15 protein-coding genes are annotated in these 18,534 nt (G+C 63.7%); 4 read left to right on the top strand and 11 right to left on the bottom strand.

The features are described 5' to 3' along the window. Positions 1-34 precede the first annotated feature (34 nt). The 8 genes from nrdF to IWX64_RS08405 form a co-directional block, all read right to left on the bottom strand. Entirely contained in the window at positions 35-1,009 is a 975-nt protein-coding gene (gene nrdF / locus IWX64_RS08440; protein WP_019482488.1) for a class 1b ribonucleoside-diphosphate reductase subunit beta, read from the bottom strand. A gap of 90 nt (positions 1,010-1,099) precedes the next feature. Continuing rightward, positions 1,100-3,199, bottom strand: coding sequence for a class 1b ribonucleoside-diphosphate reductase subunit alpha (gene nrdE, locus IWX64_RS08435; RefSeq protein ID WP_196866685.1), 2,100 nt, complete (start codon positions 3,197-3,199; stop codon positions 1,100-1,102). Between the two features lie 68 nt (positions 3,200-3,267). Then, entirely contained in the window at positions 3,268-3,741 is a 474-nt protein-coding gene (gene nrdI / locus IWX64_RS08430; protein WP_196866684.1) for a class Ib ribonucleoside-diphosphate reductase assembly flavoprotein NrdI, read from the bottom strand. A gap of 25 nt (positions 3,742-3,766) precedes the next feature. Then, entirely contained in the window at positions 3,767-4,021 is a 255-nt protein-coding gene (gene nrdH / locus IWX64_RS08425) for a glutaredoxin-like protein NrdH (RefSeq protein WP_196866683.1), read from the bottom strand. A 363-nt stretch (positions 4,022-4,384) separates the two neighbouring features. Next, positions 4,385-5,659 carry a cyclopropane-fatty-acyl-phospholipid synthase family protein gene (locus IWX64_RS08420; protein WP_334683217.1) on the bottom strand — a complete coding sequence of 425 codons (1,275 nt, stop codon included), beginning with the start codon at positions 5,657-5,659 and terminating at the stop codon, positions 4,385-4,387. 17 nt (positions 5,660-5,676) lie between these two features. Further along, a complete protein-coding gene (locus IWX64_RS08415; protein WP_196866682.1) occupies positions 5,677-6,954 on the bottom strand; it encodes an SAM-dependent methyltransferase in 1,278 nt (425 codons plus the stop codon). After that, a complete protein-coding gene (locus IWX64_RS08410; protein WP_196866681.1) occupies positions 6,951-7,706 on the bottom strand; it encodes a DUF1365 domain-containing protein in 756 nt (251 codons plus the stop codon). The genes IWX64_RS08415 and IWX64_RS08410 overlap by 4 nt, the downstream gene beginning before the upstream one ends. Further along, on the bottom strand, positions 7,703-9,076 hold the full coding sequence (locus tag IWX64_RS08405; protein ID WP_196866680.1) for an NAD(P)/FAD-dependent oxidoreductase: 1,374 nt from the start codon (positions 9,074-9,076) through the stop codon (positions 7,703-7,705). The genes IWX64_RS08410 and IWX64_RS08405 overlap by 4 nt, the downstream gene beginning before the upstream one ends. Before the next feature lie 200 nt (positions 9,077-9,276). On the opposite strand from IWX64_RS08405, the gene IWX64_RS08400 reads away from it, so the two are divergent. Continuing rightward, complete coding sequence (locus IWX64_RS08400) at positions 9,277-10,200, top strand: LysR family transcriptional regulator (protein ID WP_196866679.1); 924 nt, start codon at positions 9,277-9,279, stop codon at positions 10,198-10,200. Here the strand turns inward: IWX64_RS08400 and metE are convergent. Beyond that, positions 10,197-12,512 (bottom strand): 5-methyltetrahydropteroyltriglutamate--homocysteine S-methyltransferase, encoded by a 2,316-nt coding sequence (metE, locus tag IWX64_RS08395; protein WP_196866678.1) that lies wholly within the window; start codon positions 12,510-12,512, stop codon positions 10,197-10,199. The genes IWX64_RS08400 and metE overlap by 4 nt on opposite strands. 30 nt (positions 12,513-12,542) lie before the next feature. Next, positions 12,543-13,460, bottom strand: coding sequence for a methylenetetrahydrofolate reductase (locus IWX64_RS08390; protein WP_196866677.1), 918 nt, complete (start codon positions 13,458-13,460; stop codon positions 12,543-12,545). Positions 13,461-13,821: 361 nt separating this feature from the next. Here IWX64_RS08390 and IWX64_RS08385 point away from each other — a divergent pair, with 361 nt between their 5' ends. Continuing rightward, positions 13,822-14,940, top strand: a complete 1,119-nt coding sequence (locus IWX64_RS08385; protein WP_196866676.1) for an FUSC family protein — start codon at positions 13,822-13,824, stop codon at positions 14,938-14,940. Here the strand turns inward: IWX64_RS08385 and IWX64_RS08380 are convergent. Further along, entirely contained in the window at positions 14,906-16,012 is a 1,107-nt protein-coding gene (locus tag IWX64_RS08380) for an App1 family protein (RefSeq protein ID WP_196866675.1), read from the bottom strand. The two genes, IWX64_RS08385 and IWX64_RS08380, sit on opposite strands and share 35 nt — an antisense overlap. Positions 16,013-16,065: 53 nt before the next feature. Between IWX64_RS08380 and IWX64_RS08375 the strand changes: the two genes are divergently transcribed. Both IWX64_RS08375 and IWX64_RS08370 read left to right on the top strand, forming a co-directional pair. Then, the gene (locus tag IWX64_RS08375) at positions 16,066-16,803 is read left to right on the top strand and encodes a M50 family metallopeptidase (RefSeq protein WP_196866674.1); all 738 of its coding nucleotides are present in this window, start codon (positions 16,066-16,068) and stop codon (positions 16,801-16,803) included. A 327-nt stretch (positions 16,804-17,130) separates the two neighbouring features. Further along, positions 17,131-18,486 carry a diguanylate cyclase domain-containing protein gene (locus tag IWX64_RS08370; RefSeq protein WP_196866673.1) on the top strand — a complete coding sequence of 452 codons (1,356 nt, stop codon included), beginning with the start codon at positions 17,131-17,133 and terminating at the stop codon, positions 18,484-18,486. The last annotated feature ends 48 nt before the right edge of the window (positions 18,487-18,534 follow it).

The following is an 18,534-nucleotide window of genomic DNA, read 5'->3' as shown; positions in this document are numbered from 1 at the left end:
TAAGTGAGTGAGGTGAGATGAGAGAGAAGAGAGACTAGAAGTCCCAGTCGTCGTCCTCAGTGTTGACAGCCTTACCGATGACGTAAGACGAACCCGATCCCGAGAAGAAATCGTGATTCTCGTCCGCATTAGGTGACAGCGCCGACAGAATCGCAGGATTCACATCGGTCACCGACGCCGGGAACATGGCTTCGTAGCCCAGGTTCATCAGCGCCTTGTTGGCGTTGTAGTGCAGGAACTTCTTGACGTCCTCAGCCAGACCAACGGAGTCATAGAGATCGTGGGTGTACTGAACCTCGTTCTCGTACAGCTCGAACAAGAGCTCGAACGTGTAGTCCTTGATCTCCTGCTTCCGCTCAGCCGACTCTTTCTCAAGACCCTTCTGGAACTTGTAGCCGATGTAGTAACCATGGACAGCTTCATCGCGGATGATCAGACGGATCAGGTCAGCCGTGTTGGTCAGCTTTGCACGTGAAGACCAGTACATCGGCAGGTAGAACCCTGAGTAGAACAGGAAGCTCTCCAGCAGCGTCGACGCCACCTTCCGCTTCAGGGGATCGTCACCACGGTAGTAGTTCATGACAATCTCAGCCTTGCGCTGCAGATTCTCATTCTCAGTCGACCAACGGAACGCCTCGTCGATTTCCTTGGTGGAAGCCAACGTGGAGAAGATCGACGAATAGCTCTTGGCGTGCACCGACTCCATGAACGCAATGTTCGTGTAGACGGCCTCTTCGTGAGGGGTGATCGCATCAGGGATCAGGCTGACAGCGCCAACGGTGCCCTGGATGGTGTCCAGCAGGGTCAGACCGGTAAACACCCGCATGGTGAGCTGCTGCTCGTCAGGAGTCAGCGTCGCCCACGACTGGACGTCGTTCGACAGCGGCACCTTCTCAGGCAGCCAGAAGTTGTTGACCAGACGGTTCCAGACATCCACGTCCTTGTCGTCCTGGATGCGGTTCCAGTTGATTGCCTCAACGTGGCTAAGCAGCTTGACCTTCTCGGTCATGTCATCCCCTCAATGGTGGGTTGGTTCTTAGTTAAAGCGTACGACGACGGGCGATGACCCGCCGTCGTACTGCTGTTCGGAAGCAGCTGGTTACAGCATGCAGCTAACGCAACCGTCTACCTCGGTCCCTTCCAGCGCAAGCTGGCGGAGACGGATGTAGTAGATGGTCTTGATGCCCTTGCGCCAGGCGTAGATCTGCGCCTTGTTGATGTCACGAGTGGTGGCGGTGTCCTTGAAGAACAACGTCAACGACAGACCCTGATCCACGTGCTGCGTGGCGGCAGCATAGGTGTCGATGATCTTTTCGAAACCCAGCTCGTATGCATCCTCGTAGTACTCGAGGTTGTCGTTCGTCAGGTAAGGAGCCGGGTAGTACACGCGGCCCAGCTTGCCTTCCTTCCGGATTTCGATCTTCGAGGCCACAGGGTGGATCGACGAGGTGGAGTTGTTGATGTAGCTGATCGAACCGGTTGGCGGCACAGCCTGCAGGTTCTGGTTGTAAATGCCGTGCTCCATGACCGAAGCCTTCAGCGCGCTCCAGTCTTCCTGGGTAGGAATGTGGATGTGCTTGAACAGCTCAGCAACCTTCTCTGTCTGGGGAACCCAGGCCTGGTCGGTGTACTTGTCGAAGAACTCGCCCGTGGCGTACTTCGACTTCTCGAAGCCGCCAAACGTGGTGCCCGTCTGGATGGCCAGCAGGTTGGACGCCCGCACCGCGTGGTAAACCACTGAGTAGAAGTAGATGTTGGTGAAGTCCAGACCCTCTTCGGAGCCGTAATGCACCCGTTCCCGAGCCAGGTAACCGTGCAGATTCATTTGGCCCAGGCCGATTGCGTGGCTCTGGTCGTTGCCACGAGCGATCGACGGAACTGAGGTGATGTTGGACATGTCGGACACAGCCGACAGCGACCGGATGGCCGTTTCGATGGTCAGACCGAAGTCCGGCGAATCCATGGTCTTCGCGATGTTCAGCGAACCCAGGTTGCAGGAGATGTCCTTGCCGGTCTCGTCGTAGGACAGGTCATCGTGGTACGTGGTGGGCTGCGAAACCTGAAGGATCTCGGAGCACAGGTTACTCATGATGATCTTGCCGTCGATCGGGTTGGCCCGGTTCACCGTGTCCTCGAACATGATGTACGGGTAGCCGGACTCGAACTGGATTTCCGCCAGGGTCTGGAAGAAGTCGCGAGCCTTGATCTTGGTCTTCTTGATCCGCGCGTCGTCAACCATCTCGTAGTACTTCTCGGTGACCGAGACGTCGGAGAACGGCATCCCGTAGACCTTTTCGACGTCGTAGGGCGAGAACAGGTACATGTCCTCATCCTTCTTGGCCAGCTCGAAGGTGATGTCAGGGATGACGACGCCGAGCGAGAGGGTCTTGATCCGGATCTTTTCGTCTGCGTTCTCCCGCTTGGTGTCGAGGAAGCGGTAGATGTCCGGGTGGTGAGCGTGCAGGTACACGGCACCGGCACCCTGGCGGGCACCGAGCTGGTTCGCGTAGGAGAAGCTGTCCTCAAGAAGCTTCATCACGGGGATGACGCCGGAGGACTGGTTCTCGATCTGCTTGATCGGCGCACCGACCTCGCGGATGTTGGTCAGCGCGAACGCCACACCGCCGCCACGCTTGGACAACTGCAGCGCAGAGTTGATGGACCGGCCAATTGACTCCATGTTGTCTTCGATGCGGAGCAGGAAGCAGGAAACCAGTTCGCCACGCTGGCGCTTGCCGGCGTTGAGGAAAGTGGGGGTGGCCGGCTGGAAGCGTCCCTCGATGATCTCGTCGACCATCTGGAGTGCCAACTGCTGGTCGCCGCGGGCCAGGTGGAGCGCCACCATGCAGACGCGATCCTCATAGCGCTCCAGGAAACGCTTGCCGTCGAACGTCTTCAGCGTGTACGAGGTGTAGAACTTGAAGGCGCCGAGGAAGGTCTCGAACCGGAACTTCTTGTTGTAGGCGCGCTTGTAAAGGTCGCGGATGAAGTTCATTGAGTACTGATCGAGGGTTTCCCTCTCGTAGTACTCGTTCTTCACGAGGTAGTCGAGCTTCTCCTCGAGGTCATGGAAGAAGACGGTGTTGTTGTTGACGTGCTGCAGGAAGTACTGGTGTGCAGCCTCGCGGTCGGCCTCGAATTGGATCTCTCCGTTGGGGCCGTAGAGGTTCAACATGGCGTTGAGCTCGTGATAGCCCATGCCATGAAAACGCTCTAGCGCAGGTGCGGGGGCGCCGCCTGCTCCCTTTGTCTCTGTCTCTGCAACAGTCATATCCAAAACGCTTCCAATCCTTGGGCTACTCGGTCAACGTCCTCGGACGTTCCCATTAATTCAAATCTGTACAGAACGGGGATCCCGCACTTGGCCGCAATAATGTCCGCCGCCAGGCAGTAGGTTTCCCCGAAGTTGGTGTTTCCTGCGCCAATCACGCCGCGGATCAAGGATCGATTTCCCTCGTCGTTGAGGAACTTGATTACCTGCTTGGGTACGGCGCCCCGTCCGGAAATCCCGCCATACGTCGGCAGGACCAGGACAAACGGCTGCTGTGCTCTAAGTGTTGGTTCCCGGGTCAGCAGCGGCATCCGCGCCGACGCTGTCCCCGTGGCCTCATCAAGTTTCTGGACGAACCGGTGCGTGTTATCCGAGGACGAGGAGAAGTAGATGAGCCGGGCATCGGTCACCCCGCCCGGCTCACTGTGAGCCGCTGCGGTGGGTGACGTGTGCACTGCTGTGAGGGTCATGATGAAGGACCCGCATCCTGTCGAATCAGGCGACCGAGCTGACCGAGGCGTGGCCAAGCTCAGCCAGTTCGTTGATCTTGTCCGGGCGGAAACCCGACCAGTGATCCTGCTCGGTGATGACTACCGGAGCCTGCATGTAGCCCAGTGCGCGGACACGCTCCAGAGCTGCTGGATCCTGCGAGATATCCACGCTCTGGTAGGTGATGCCCTTCTTGTCCAAGGCCCGGTACGTGGCGTTGCACTGTACGCATGCTGGCTTGGTATAAACCGTGACGGTCATAGTCCCTCTCCCCTTGTAATTCTTGGCTTGTCATCGACGCGTATTCAGGAACTGGCGGGCTGTGAACGAGGGACTTTCCGGAGGTCCTCCGGGGTGTGTCGCTTGTGCCCGCCATGCCAGCGGTTCGATATCTAAATACTACATCTAGTGCAAACCTCTGGGTGCGACCCCAAGATGATGTATTACAAGTATGTCATTCATCGGCTGGTTCGTCCACAGATAATCCACAATCGGAGCTCTCCGAAATGCGCGGAAACCCGCTGATCCATGGCCGTCATCCACACCCCTGTGGAGTACTTGCGCACAGGCAAAATACTTCTGTGTCGTGGTTTGTCGGCGTGTCGTCTATGCGCCGGAAGTTAACTACCCCAGTGGCTTCTGCGACAGGATCTGGTCCACACCCATGCGACCGTCGCGGAAGGTCATCGACGCACCCACCAGGTAGAGCCGCCAGACACGGGCAACTTCCTCGCCCATCATTTCGACTGCCTGATCCCAGTTCGCCTCGAACCGGTCGTGCCAGGCATCGATGGTGTGGACATAGTGCTCCCGCATGGCTTCAACGCCGCGGATCTCGAACCCGGCGTTCTCGATCAGGTTGATAGTGTCCCCCACCGACCGCATGTGCATGTCGGGCGCAATGAAGGACTCGATGAACGGGCCACCACCAGGGTTCTTGCCGTGCCGTGACATTTGCTGGATCAGCACCTTACCGCCGGGCCGCACATTGCGGAACAGCGTTGAGGTGTAGGTTCCGTAGTTCTCCTCGCCGACGTGTTCCCCCATTTCGAGGGACGCCACCGCGTCGTAGGGTCCGTCGCTGACCTCGCGGTAGTCCTGGAGCCGGATTTCCACCCGGTCCTGCAGCCCGCGCTCGGCAATCCGCTGATCGATAAACGCCTTCTGCTCTTTGGAGATGGTGACCCCGGTGACCTTCGCCCCAAAATGTTCGGCAGCGAACAGGCTCAGCGAGCCCCAGCCGCAGCCGACGTCGAGGAAGCGCTGCCCGGGCATCGTGTCGAGACCGATTTTGCGGCAGACCTGATCCAGCTTGTCCCGCTGGGCATCCTCGAGCGTGTAGTCAGGATCGTCGGACAGCCAGTAGCCGCAGGAGTAGGCCATGTGGTCGTCGAGGATCAGCTCGTAGAAACTGTTGGACAGATCGTAGTGGTGGCTGATGGCCTCCCGGTCGCGCAGCAGGCTGTGCAGCCTGCCCTTGATCTTCGCCTGCGACGCCGGCGCCGGCAGCGGAGGTCCGAAGACTCCCAGTTCGCGGGCCAGCTTCGTCAGCTGCAGCACCAGCGACGGGGTCAGCTTCGGCATGGTGAGATCCCGTGACGCCACCACATTCCAGAGATGGGTGAGGGCGTCGTCAAGCGACCCGGGCACATCGACCTCCCCGGTCACATACGCCTGCGCGGCACCCAACTCCCCCGGGCTCCACAACAGCCGGCGCAACGCATTGGCGCTGTTGATCTGGACTTCGGGCTGACCAATTGGTCCGGCCGTGCTGCCGTCCCAGGCGCGGAGATGCACCGGCAGTTCGCCGCCCACTATCGGGTCGAGGATCCGCGCGATCCTGCCGGCGATGTCCTGATCGATGCTGGCGGTCTGTCGTGTGGTTTCGGACTGAGTCAAGGGAATGCTCCTGATGGTTACGGCCGGCGGTCGAAGATGAGCTGTTGCACGTCGAGGTAGCCGGACTGGAAGCCGGCCCGCGAGTAGCACAGGTAGAAGCGCCACATCCGCTGGAAGACGTCGTCGAAGCCGAGGGCCGCGACGTCGTCGGCGTGCGCAAGGAAACGTTCCTCCCACAGCCTGAGGGTTTGCGCGTAGTGGTCGCCCATTGAAAGCCGCTCACGCACCCTCAGGCTCGTATAGCGGTCGGTGATGTCCTCGATCGCCCGGACCGAGGGGATGAAGCCGCCCGGGAAAATGTACTTGTGGATCCAGGTGTACGACCGGCGGGTCACCATCATTCGCTCGTGCGGCATGGTGATCGCCTGAATGGCTACCCGGCCGTCAGGAGCGAGCAGCCGGTCGATGGTCTGGAAGTACACGCCCCAGTACTCGTAGCCCACCGCCTCGATCATTTCCACCGACACAATCGCGTCGTACTGGCCCTCGACGGCGCGGTAATCCTTCAGCTCGATGGTGACCAGGTGGGACAACCCTGCCTCTGCAACGCGCTGCTCAGCCAGTTCCTTCTGCTCGCTCGACAGGGTCACCGAGACCACTGTGGCCCCGCGGCGGGCGGCACGGATGGCCAGCTCGCCCCAGCCCGTGCCGATCTCCAGCACCCTGGTTCCCTCGCCGACGTCGGCCTGGTCCAGCAGCCGGTCAACCTTGCGCTGCTGGGCTTCCGGAAGGTCGTCCCACCGCGCATCCAGCAGTTGTGGCCCATTGGCGTCGAACAGGGCGCTGGAGTAGGACATGGTGTCGTCCAGGAACAGGTTGAACAGGTCGTTGGACAGGTCGTAGTGCCGGGAGATGTTGGACCGGGTATTGACCTTGGTGTTGCGCTCCTTGCGGGGCGGTTTGGGCAGGTACAGCCCGCGCAGCTTCTGCAGCGGGACCGGCACCAGATGGGCGGCCTGCGCCGCGAACACCTGCATCACTTCGGTGAGGTCCGACGCCGTCCAGTCCTGCGCCATGTAGGCCTCGCCCAGCCCGATCAGCCCGTTGTCGCCCAGCCGCGCGAAGAAATCAGCTGGGCGGTGGATCCGCATCTCGGGGCGGGGTCCCCCGCCGGGTGCACCCAGGACCGTCCCGTCGTCGTACAGGACCCGCAACTGCAACCGGTTCACGGCTGCGGTGAAGATCTTCTCAGCGAGCGCCGCGGCAACCTTGTTCCGGGGGCCCGACGGAACAAGGGCGATACCGGGCCAGTACTGAGGATCTACGTCTTCCTCGGAACGAACAAGGGTACTCATCGAACTGCCTCCTGCGAATCATGGTGTGGCCTGGTGCGGACGGGCAACCGGCGCATCCAGAGTTTAACTCCCTGCCACCTGATCTGCGCAGCCGCGCGCAGGGGTGCAACCGGGATGGCGGTGATCATGCGGACAACGTTGCCGGTCGTGGCTGGCAGGCGGTGGCCCGCCATCGTTGCGATAAAGGGGGATTGACCATCCCGGTGCAGGGTAATTGCGATGGTGAGCCGTTCAGCCGGTTCCGGGACACGCATCTCGTAACTGCCCGAGACGTCGTTAAACGGCGACACATAGAACGCCTTCTCGGTGACAGCGCGGCCCACCAGGTCCGGATCCAGCAGGTAGCAGTGCCGCTCCCCGTAGGTGTTGTGCACCTCGGCGATCACCGCGGCCAGTGTCCCGTCGGTGCGGTGGCACCAGAACAGGCTCAGGGGGTTGAACACGTGCCCGAGCACCCGGCCGCTGGTCAGCATGGTGACGGTTCCGCCGTCGTCGTCGATACCCTGGGTCGCCAGATAGGTGGCGACGTTGGACCGGATCGAGCGCTCCGGGTCCCCCAGATGGTCGGCGGCGGAGAACACCGCGAACGGCCGCAGCCACCTTGGGAGCTGTGGGAGGTCATCCAGGTTCACGAACCAGCTGTAGCTGCGGTAGGTGAACTCATTGTGTAGCGGCGACCGGCGCACATGCCGGATCGTCGTCGGGTACAGGGCGGACGGGCTTGGGTCCGCGGGGTAGGAAGCAGGGCTCATGACGGAACGTCCACCACTGCAACCTCGAGCGGTTCGGCGTCCCAGGAACCGCCGAGACGTTCAGCCGCCCGGAGCCCGGAGAGGGCCCCGTCCTCATGGAAACCCCACCCGTGATAGGCGCCGGCGAAGGCGATCCGCTCGTCGCTGAGATCGGCCAGGCGGCGTTGCGCGGCGAGCGACGACGGCGTGTACTGCGGGTGCTCGTAGGTCATTGATTCCAGTACCGACTCCGGGGCAATCTCGTCGCGCTCACCAAGACTGACGAGGAACCGGTGCGCGGTGCGCCCCTCCAGCCGCTGCAGCCGTGTCAGGTCGTAGGTGACCAGGACCCGGTCGGGGCTCGCCTCGCAGGACGGCAGCCGGTAGTTCCACGAGGACCGGACGGCGTCGGTCCGCGGCAGTACCGATTCGTCGGTGTGGAAGAGCGTGTGGTTTGTCGAGTACGGCAGATCGCCCAGCACCTGCCTCTCGAGCGGGCCGGCCTCCCCCAGCATGGCGAGCGCCTGGTGCGGGTGAGTCGCGATCACAGCCGCATCATAGGTTTCGGTCTCGCCGTTGGAGGTGACGACGACGCCGTCCCCTGCCTTTCGCACCCCGGCGACGGGCGATCCGAGCCGCACGTCCTCGATGTGATCGAGGACCCGGCTCACGTACTCTCCCGACCCGCCCGTCACGGTGCGCCACTGCGGCGACCCCTTGATGGTGAGCATTCCGTGGTGCGACATGAAGGAAAACAGGTACCGCGCCGGATAGGCGAGCGCCGTCGACGGGTCGCAGGACCACACCGCGGACACTACGGGGGTCATGAAGTGGGAGGTGAAGTACTGGCTGAACCGTCCCCGGGCGAGGAACTCACCGAGGGTCATTCCATCGTCTGCGCCGGTAGCCTCCAGGAGTGCACGGGCGTTGCGCTGGAAACGGAGAACCTCGAGCAACATTTTGAGGTACCTGCCGCGGCGCAACACTCCCGGCTGACCGAATACCCCGCGCCTGCCCTTGGCCCCGGCGTACTCGAGCCCGCAACCATCGCACCGGACCGACATGGTCATGTCGGAGTCCTGGGTGGGAACGCCCAGTTCGTCAAAGAGCCGTAACAGCGTCGGGTAGGTACGGTCGTTGTGGACAATGAACCCGGTGTCGACACCTGACGTAGTACCGTCGGCCATCGGCATCTGGTGGGTATGGGCATGGCCACCGGCGCGGCGGTCGGCCTCGTAGAGGGTGACCGAGTGGTGACGGCTCAGCACATAGGCGGCGGTCAGCCCCGCCACGCCGCTGCCGACGACGGCGACCCGGCGGCGGACGCCCGGCTCGCTGGAGCCGGCGTCGGGCGTGTCAAGGTCCGGCGTGCCATGCTGTTGCTCAGTCATCTGCGCTCCTCCGCGTAGGTTTGCGTAAGGCGTCCAGCCGGTCGATCCGACCGTCCGGCACCTCACCACAGGCCTCCCAAAAGGAAAACGCCTGTTGTAAATATAGTTTGGTTATTGTTCGGAGACGGTTCATTCCCGGATTGGTGCCCCAGCCAGGGCCGAGGATCGCGAATGGCCCTCCGCTGCGGAAAGGAGTGCCAGTGGTCAACCCCGTGCATTTGCGCACACTTCTGGAGGTCATCCGGCTGGGCTCGTTCACGGCTGCAGCGTCCCGCCTCGGGTATACGGCGTCGGCGGTGTCACAGCAGATGTCGGCTCTGGAGCGGGACACCGGGGCCACCCTGTTTGAGCGGTCCGCGCGCAGCGCGATTCCGACGGAGGCGGCAGTGGTCATGTCACGTCATGCGGCGAAGGTGCTCACCGACATCGACGCCCTCCTGGCCTCGACGGCGCGGGCCGAGGCAGAGCCCACGCAGGAGCTACGGTTGGGGATTTTCCCGAGTCTGGCCACCTATGCACTACCGCGACTGCTCGGCACCCCTGAATGGCGTCGGTTGGGGATCAGCCTGAAGGTGTACGTCGCGGAACCGGGTCAGACCATCCAGGGGTTGCGGGCCGGCGGCGAACTCGACCTGGCCCTGGTGTTCCAGGTGGGCCAGGGTGGGCTCGCCTGGCCGTCGTCGGTCAGTCGCCAGTGGATCGGGGATGACAATTTCCGGGTGGTGCTCCCGGCTGCATGGGGCATCCAGCCCGGGGCAGCGGTCAGCGCCGACCAGCTTTCCGACATGCCATGGATCATGCACCACCCCGGGACTGCCGATGCCACGGTGATCGAACGGCTGTTCGCCAGCTGCAACCTGCACCCGCGGGTGGTGGCGTACTGCGACGATTTCAACGCCAGTCTGGCGATGGCCGACGCCGGGCTCGGCGCCGCGCTGGTCCCCGACCTCGCCATGACCCACGGCCCATCCGGCGTGGTGGCGCTGGATGTCCCCGAGATCCGCCTGGCCCGCAGTATCTTCGCCCTGCAGATCGGTGACCGGCAGACCACCAGGGTGGGGCTCTTCATGGACCAGCTCGCTGCCATCCTGAAGGCACAGAGCATCGAGCCGGTCCGCAGCTAGAGTGTCAGCCTCACCCGAACGGCGGCGTTGACCAGGTTACCCAATGACTCGGTGGTTTCCGTGTACCCCCTGGTCTTCAGGCCGCAGTCGGGATTCACCCAGAGCTGCCGGGCTGGCACGTGCCGGACCGCTTTCCCCAGGAGGTCCGCAACCTCATCCTCGTCCGGGACCCGTGGCGAATGAATGTCATACACCCCCGGCCCCACCCCCCGCGCGAAACCGTGGGACTGCAGGTCGTGGACCACTTCCATCCGCGACCGGGCGGCCTCGATCGAGGTGACGTCCGCATCGAGGCCGTCGATCGCCTCGATGATGGCGCCGAACTCGGAATAGCAGAGATGGGTGTGGACCTGCGTGGACGGCGCCGCCCCGGAGGTTGCCAGCCGGAAGGAGTTGACCGACCACGCCAGGTAGTGCGGCCGCTGTGCCGCCCGGAGGGGCAGCAGCTCGCGGAGCGCCGGTTCGTCGACCTGGATCACCCGGATACCGGCACGCTGCAGATCGCTCACCTCGTCGCGGAGCGCGAGGGCCACCTGGCTTGCCGTCTCGCCCAGCGGCAGGTCATCCCGGACAAAGGACCAGGCCAGGATGGTGACCGGACCGGTCAGCATCCCCTTCACGGGCTTGCTGGTCAGGGACTGGGCGTATTCGGCCCACCGCACGGTGATCGGTTCGGGTCGGCTGACATCGCCCCACAGGATTGACGGCCGGGTACATCTCGACCCGTAGGACTGCACCCATCCGTTCACCGTGACGTCGAAGCCGTCCAGGTGTTCGGCGAAGTACTGCACCATGTCGTTGCGTTCCGGCTCACCGTGCACCAGGACATCAAACCCCAGGTCCTCCTGCAGTGCGATGACCCGCGCAATCTCCTCCTGCATCAGGCCCGTGTACTCCTCGGTGGTGAGGTCTCCCCGGTGGAACCGGGCCCGCGCTGACCGCACCTCGACGGTCTGTGGGAACGATCCGATGGTGGTGGTGGGAAGCACGGGCAACTGGAGGGCCTCCTCCTGCGCCGCGACCCGTTCCTGGTACGGTCCGCGGGTGAAGTCCGACGGCGTGAGTGCGCCGAGCCGCTCCCTCACCTCGTGCCGGTTGACGCCGACGGCGGCCGCGCGGGAGGCCAGCACCGCCGTGGCCTCGGCGATGGCGCCGTCGATCGACCCGGTCGGGGACCCATCCACCAGCCGGGACAGGGTGAGAACCTCGGCGATCTTCTGGTCCGCGAAGGCCAGCCACGACCGGAGGTCGGGAGCCAGGTCCGGTTCGTCGTCGACGTCGTGCGGGACGTGTTGCAGCGAGGTGGAGGTCGCCACCGTAAGCCGGTCGACCGAATCAGCGAGGGTGGTCAGCTTGGCCGCCGCGGTCGCGAGGTCGGCTTTCCAGATGTTGTGGCCGTCGACCACCCCGGCCACGAGGGTGGTGCTACCCAGGACGGCCAGGTCCTGGGCTGAGGGCAGATCGCCCTTGAAGAGGTCCAGGTGCAGCGCGTCAATGCCGGTGGCGGCCAGGACCGGCAGCAGCGATCCCAGTGAGCCGTACGCAGTGGTGACGAGCAGTGAGGGCCGTTCGGCCGTCCCGGCGAGGTACTGGTAGGCCCGCTCCACGGCAGCCGCCACCTCGTGTTCGGGGATCACTTGGTCCGCCACCAGCGCCGGCTCCTCCAGTTGCACCCAGCGCGTTCCCACAGCAGCCAGCCGGCCGAGGAGGTCGGCGTAGAGCGGCAGCAGGTCGTCGAGCCGGGTCAGCGGGGAGAAGCCGTCAGGCGCCTCTGCCGCGGCCTTGCTGAGCAGCAGGAAAGTGACCGGGCCGATGAGGGTGGGCCGCAGCGTGATCCCCAGGTCGGCTCCCTCTACGACGTTGCGCAGCGTCCAGTCGTTGGCAATCGTGAACCGGGTGTCCGGCCCGATCTCGGGGACCAGGTAGTGATAGTTGGTATCGAACCACTTGGTCATTTCCAGGGGCGGCCGCCCGGCGTCGCCGCGGGCGAGGGTGAAGTAGGCGTCGAGTCCCAGCGAACCGCCGTCGTCGTACAGGTCCTGGAACCGGGCCGGCACCGCCCCGAAGGTGACGGCGGTATCGAGCACCTGGTCATACAGGGAGAAGGACGCTGGGATGGCCGACGCGGTCTCCGAAAGCCCGAGGCCGGCCAGCCGCGCGTAACCGTCCTCGCGGAGCTGGCGGGCGGTGGCTTCCAGCTCCGCCGCCGAGATTCTGGACGCCCAATAGGATTCAACGGCCTTCTTCAGTTCGCGCCGGGGGCCGATACGGGGGTAGCCGACGATCGTTGCGGCCGGGAATTCACTGTGCATGGTGGTACACCCTTCGGAAGTAATGGTGGGTCAGGCGGTCTGGATCAGGCCCGACGCCGGCGGGCGGCTCAACTCAAGCCGGTCGAGGACGTCCAGCGCTGCCGCGTGTTCGTTGAAGGTGTAGATATGGATGCCCGGGGCGCCGTCGTTCAGCGCAGCGTGCGCCAGGTCCACGGTGGCGCGGACGCCGATGCGCCGTCGTTCGGCGTCGTCACCGGCGCTGACCAGCCGATCCTTCAACCGGGCGTCGAGCTGCAGTCCCGCGAGTTCGCTGAGCCGCTCCAGCCGCCTGACGCTGGTGAACGGGATGACGCCCGGGATGATGGGAATGTCCACGCCGGCGCGGCGGGCCGTACGCAGGAGCTGGCTGTACTGTTCCGGTGCGAAATAGACCTGAGTGATGGCGAAGTCGGCTCCTGCCGCCTGTTTGGCCAGCAGTACTTCGATGTCGTGTTCGGTGCTCGGTGATTCCGGGTGTTTCGTGGAGTAGGCGGCGACGCCGACGGCGACCCGGCCGGCGCACAGATGTGCCGTGAGTTGCCGTTCCGCCTGCCGGATCAATTCCACCAGCTCGCTGGCGTGCTGCAGATCGCCCTCGGGCAGCGACCGGTCAAGTGGCCGGTCGCCGCGAAGGGCGAGGATGCCGCGCACTCCGCGGGAGATCAGTTCGTGCACGAGCTGGACCAGATAGTCCCGGGAGTTCCCCACACAGGTGAGGTGGGCGAGCGGTTTCAGGGTGGTCTCGTCCAGGAGACGCTTCAGCAGCCCGACGGCGGTGTCCCGGTTGGAGCCGGAAGCACCATAGGTCACTGATACGAAGTCCGGCCGGGTATCTTCAAGCGCCCGGATGGTCCGCCACAGTCCTTCTTCGGCGCTGGTGGTGCGCGGCGGGAACAATTCGTAGGACAGGGCCGGGTAGGTGGGCGGCGGCGGAAGGGGATATGACATTTGTGTCCTGTTTCGTTAGGTCACCGCCAACCCATCAGGGCATTCGGCTGGTGAAATAATCCGGAGGAACGCAGATCCGAGTCCAGGCGTAGCGCGGCAGCGCTGCTATGGAACTCCTGCGAACAAATGTCAGACCCACATGGGGGCACCCACACTCTCCGTGGGAGAGTCGCTGACCCGTTACTGAAGTAACTTGGGGGCTACGCTACGCCGTCGACCCCGCCGCATCAAGTACCCGGCGCCTACCAGCAAGTCAATCTGGGCACTGAATCGAGCTGGACACACCCCGTGCACATCAGAACCGGGGACACATTAGGACGGCGAATTCCGTGGGAGAGAGAATGCTGGAAGAATAGCAAGCATGCTGAACAACCCTTCCGGTGCCCGCCTGCTGACCCGGGTGGGAGGACTGATCCGCCACAAGCGGCTGCTGCTGGCGCTCAAGGCCGCCCTCGCCGCCTCCATTGCCTGGCTGGTTGCCCTGCAGGTGCCGGGCGTCGCCTCCGAGTACCCGTATTACGCACCCCTGGGCGCCGTGGCCTGCATGTACCCGACCATTGCGGGCTCAGCGAAACAGGGCTTCCAGACACTGGTGGGCCTGGCCCTCGGGTTTGCCCTGGCCTTCCCAGTGATATTTTTCGGCGACCGTTCGGTGGTGTCGGTGGCGTTGGTCGTGGGACTCGGGGTACTTACCGCCGGGCTTCCCCACATTGGTGCGGGCCGGGACTGGATCCCCGTCGCTGCCCTGTTTGTCCTGCTGCTCGGCGGCGACGATCCTGACGGGTATTCGTTCGGGTATCTGTTGCAGATGCTGGTGGGCGTAACAATCGGCCTGATCGTGAATGTGCTGATCATTCCGCCCCTGCACCTGAACGCGGTGGTTGCCGGACTCGACAGTCTCCGCTCCGCACTCGCACTTCAGCTGCGGGACATGGGCGAGGCCCTCCGAGAGCAATGGCCACCGGAGCACAAGGACTGGGCCGATCGGCAAAACAAGCTCACCACCTTTAGCAAGGAGGTGCGCACCGCAGTGCAGCTGGCAGATTCCAGCCGGCACGGGAACATCCGCCAGTACCGTCACAAACGGGACCTGGCCGCCGATTTCCACTCACTGCAGTCGATGGAGCGTATTACGTTCTACGTCGAGGACATGACCGAACTGCTCACCGACGTCATCTGGCGTACCCCGGAATCCACTCCCCTGCCCAAACCGCTCGGTCCGCCCCTCGCTTACGCGGTGAAGCTCACCGGGACCGCCGTCGAAGAATGGGACACCACCGCCGAGTCCCTGACCGACGCCGAGAACGCCGTCGAGGACCTGATGCAACACCTCAAGGACGTGTCCCCTGACGAGCGGATTGACGCGACCGCTTCGCTGGGCATGGCCCTTCGACGCATCCTCCTGACCATCCGCGCCGACGCCGGCCCGCAGGATCAGGACGGAATTACTCTGCCGGCTCCTGAAACGAATGATCAATAATTCCAAGGTCCGCCAGCTGGGATGACATTCCGGCGCCGTCCGGTGCGTAGATCCACGGAATGTTCGGGGTGGGCGAGGACGGCTTGGCGTTCGAGCGGCCACCGGCCAGCACTGCCTCACCCATGGTCAGCTGGCGAATCGCCACAGCCCGAACATTCTGCGGGTACTGCTCAGCGAAGTCGGCGTAGATTTCCTCGTCATGCTGGCCATTGTCGCCGATGAGCAGCCACTTGATGTCGGGGAACTCGGCGGCGAGCCGTTTCAGCGAGCTGCGCTTGTGCTCGGGGCCGCTGCGGAACCAGCGATCCCGGGTGGGGCCCCAATCGGTCAGCAGTTTCGGCCCGGCGGGATACAGGTTTCGCGACAGGAAACGGGTGAGCGCGGGAGCGACGTTCCACGCCCCGGTGGACAGATACAGCACCGGTGCCCCGGGGGACTCCTGCGTGATGCGTTCCAACAGCACGGCCATCCCCGGGGTGGCAGCCCGTGCGTGCTCGTCGAGGACGAACGTGTTCCACGCGGCGAGGAACGGCCGGGGCAGCGCAGTGACCATGACGGTGTCGTCGATGTCGGAGACCACGCCAAAGTCGATGCCGGATTCAATGATCCGCACCGGCGACTCGACCAGGATGTTGTCGGCCGAGCGTAGTGTGATGGTGTGCCAGCCCGGAGAGAGCTGGGCATCGATCCGTGCGTCGACGATTCCGCCACGGTCGGCAGTCACCTGGTGGCTCTCTCCGTCCACCTCGACGGTGACCGACGCATAGCGAACGGGTGCGCTGGTGAAATTGCGCCACCCACGGATGCCTTCCTTGATGGTCTTCAGCACCTCACCGCCGCTGATCGGCGCCATCTCCTCGGGATCAGCCAGGACCACGCGGGCCAGAACCCGTATCCAGCTGCCGGTCCCATAACCGGTGTACGGGATGATCGTTTCGACGTGTCCACGCTTGATAGCGACATTTGTCTGGACCGAGTGCCAGGCATCGTCTATCCGGAGGCCAAGATGGGTTCGTTCTTCGACGCCGTCGTTGTCCGACGCGGCCTGATCTGGTGGGGTGCTCGATGACATGCTCCCAGTCTTTCACGTCGGGGCCGCCACCGAGGGTTCAGTAGGGTGGAGACATGATTGAGACGTGGTGGAACCGGATCGTGGAGGGGTTCGCCCGGGCCGAGCCACCGGAGGTCACCGCCGTGGAGCTGGCGATCATGGTGCTCGCCGCCGCGGCGCTGTCGATCCCCCGGTTCACCTGGCGTTACTTCGGCCTGTTCACCACCGTGGTGCATGAGCTCGGCCACGCATTCGCTGCCCTGATGACCGGCCGGGTACTCAAGGGCATCACGCTGACCATGGACCATGCGGGCACGACGACGACGATCGGGCGCCCGGGGTGGCGCGCCGCATGGTCCGGGTTCTGGGGATACCCCACACCGGCAGTGCTCGGAGCATCGCTGACCTGGGCCGGCCTCAACGGGTGGGGTCCCGCGGCCCTGTCGCTGGGAGCGTTGATCCTGCTCGCAGCGCTCCTGTTGATCCGTAACGGCGGCGGCCTGCTCATCCTGCTGTCAGCGGTGGCCGTCTCGGCGTTGCTGGTACTGACCCTCCCGGCAGCGTTCACCGGGCATGTGGTCATTGCCCTCGGGCTGGCGCTCCTGGTCGGGTCGGTGCGGGATCTGGGCAAGGTGATCTCGGTACACCTACGGCGCCGTCGGGAACTGCAGTCCTCCGACGCGTACCTGCTGTACCGCAGCACCGGTGTCCCCTCGCCAGTCTGGTTACTGTTCTTCGCCGTCGTCATCGCGGGGTCGTTGGTTGCGGCCTGGTTCCCATTGTCCAAGGTGGTCGGCACGGCGCTCAGCTAGCATTACTAGCTATGGCACCCGGCGCAGCTGGCCAGCAACGCAATTTTGGCGCTGGATCGGCTGAGGTCGGTGAAAACCGGCACGAATGCGGCTAACGTGAGGGTGCCACACTGATCGTGGTGAGAGGCGCGGGGAGCCTCCTTTGACAAGTACGGGAGCATCTTGGTGGTACTTCGGTGGGTTAGGTCTGCGCTCAGTGCGTTCCCGCGTGGTTCGCGCCTCCCCGACCCGGCCTGGAATTTGCGCCACCGGCTAATCCTGCTGTTCGCGGTAATATCGTCGGTCTTGGTCGCTCTCTTTTCCCTTTTCCAACAGGAACCCCTGCGGATGGCGCTGGTCCAGGGCGCCGCTCCCGCAGCAGTAGCGTTGCTGGCTTGGAAAGCCCCGTTGAGTAGGCGTTTTAGCGCATCGCTCAGCTCGGCGTCCCTGATGCTGGTCGCGGCAATGGTCGTGAACATCAGTGGCACCATCGAAGCCCATTTCCTGTTCTTTATCCTCGTTCCCGTCGTTGCTTTGTACGAGGACTGGGCGCCATTGGCAACAGCCTCCATTCTGGTCTTGGGCCATCACGCAATAATGGGAGTCGCTTTGCCGACCGCCGTCTACAACCATGACGCGGCGCATGATGATCCGCTCACCTGGTCACTGATCCATAGCGCGCTGTTTCTTGCGATGTGCGCCACCAGCATTGTGCACTGGACCATCCATGAACGGGCCCGGCGGGATGGCTCCATGTTGCTGGCCCAGCTCGCCAGCCAGGCACTCCACGATCCTCTCACCGGGCTGGCCAACCGCACCCTGCTGAATGACCGACTTTCCCAGGCACTGATCATGAGCCAGCGCACCGGCACCCCAGTGATGGTGCTCACCGTTGATATTGACGGTTTCAAACCGGTCAATGACTCCTACGGGCACGCAGCCGGGGACACACTGCTGATCGAGCTGGCACGCCGCCTCGAATCGTGCATCAGGGCAGGCGACACCGCGGCACGCCATGGCGGCGATGAGTTTACTCTGCTGCTGCCCGGCACACCTCCCGAAGAGGCGCCGGCGATGGCCGAGCGGGTTATGGCAGCGGTAAGTTCACCGGTTTTCCTCCTCGGCGTCGAGATGCAGATGAGCGTGAGCATCGGTATCGCTCTGAGTTCGCCGGGTCTTTCGTCTGAGCTGCTGCTGCAGGAAGCGGATCAGGCCATGTACGCAGCCAAGCACAATGGCCGCGGCGGCTACATGGTGTTCGATAAGACCCTGGCCGCTGGCACGCTGGGCACGCTGGCGGTCCACCCCGACCATGCGCGGGCGTGGGCGGCCTACACACACGACCTCCGTTCGGAAATTGCCTCAGCGAAAGAGCTAGGGCTGATCCCCGAGCAGTCCCGCGGTCCCGAAACTGTGAGGCGCACGCTCGAGTCCGTCGTAGCGGCAATCGAACAGCTGCCCGAGGGACAGCAACCAGCAGGGTTGGCGCTTCCCGAACGGAATGCCCTGGAAGAGTTCGTATTCCATCATGATCTGGTGCAGCACTGGGCTGACACCCTCAGGCTGGACTCGATCATCGAGGTCCAGCGTTCACCCGAGGCAGACGAGTTCTGGCGCACCCTCCACCAGACCGTTATCAAGGACGCGAACGATCTGGTGGACGACGACGGCGACGCCGTCCACGCTGACTCCTCACCTTCCTAGCGGGGAGCTAGGTGGCTTCCTGGCGCGGAACTACGTGGCTTCCTAACG

It is taken from the genome of Arthrobacter sp. CAN_A212 (assembly GCF_015752345.1).
Classification (GTDB): Bacteria; Actinomycetota; Actinomycetes; order Actinomycetales; family Micrococcaceae; genus Arthrobacter_D.
The sequence above is the reverse complement of the archived record's forward strand: the minus strand, read 5'-3'. Positions and strand labels throughout refer to the sequence as shown.

Coding starts and splice junctions, on each gene's coding strand:
- nrdF (WP_019482488.1), bottom strand. CDS start 1,009: ATGACCGAGAAGGTCAAGCTGCTTAGCCACGTTGAGGCAATCAACTGG.
- nrdE (WP_196866685.1), bottom strand. CDS start 3,199: ATGGGCTATCACGAGCTCAACGCCATGTTGAACCTCTACGGCCCCAAC.
- nrdI (WP_196866684.1), bottom strand. CDS start 3,741: ATGACCCTCACAGCAGTGCACACGTCACCCACCGCAGCGGCTCACAGT.
- nrdH (WP_196866683.1), bottom strand. CDS start 4,021: ATGACCGTCACGGTTTATACCAAGCCAGCATGCGTACAGTGCAACGCC.
- IWX64_RS08415 (WP_196866682.1), bottom strand. CDS start 6,954: ATGAGTACCCTTGTTCGTTCCGAGGAAGACGTAGATCCTCAGTACTGG.
- IWX64_RS08410 (WP_196866681.1), bottom strand. CDS start 7,706: ATGAGCCCTGCTTCCTACCCCGCGGACCCAAGCCCGTCCGCCCTGTAC.
- IWX64_RS08405 (WP_196866680.1), bottom strand. CDS start 9,076: ATGACTGAGCAACAGCATGGCACGCCGGACCTTGACACGCCCGACGCC.
- metE (WP_196866678.1), bottom strand. CDS start 12,512: ATGCACAGTGAATTCCCGGCCGCAACGATCGTCGGCTACCCCCGTATC.
- IWX64_RS08390 (WP_196866677.1), bottom strand. CDS start 13,460: ATGTCATATCCCCTTCCGCCGCCGCCCACCTACCCGGCCCTGTCCTAC.
- IWX64_RS08385 (WP_196866676.1), top strand. CDS start 13,822: ATGCTGAACAACCCTTCCGGTGCCCGCCTGCTGACCCGGGTGGGAGGA.
- IWX64_RS08380 (WP_196866675.1), bottom strand. CDS start 16,012: ATGTCATCGAGCACCCCACCAGATCAGGCCGCGTCGGACAACGACGGC.
- IWX64_RS08375 (WP_196866674.1), top strand. CDS start 16,066: ATGATTGAGACGTGGTGGAACCGGATCGTGGAGGGGTTCGCCCGGGCC.
- IWX64_RS08370 (WP_196866673.1), top strand. CDS start 17,131: ATGGCGCTGGTCCAGGGCGCCGCTCCCGCAGCAGTAGCGTTGCTGGCT.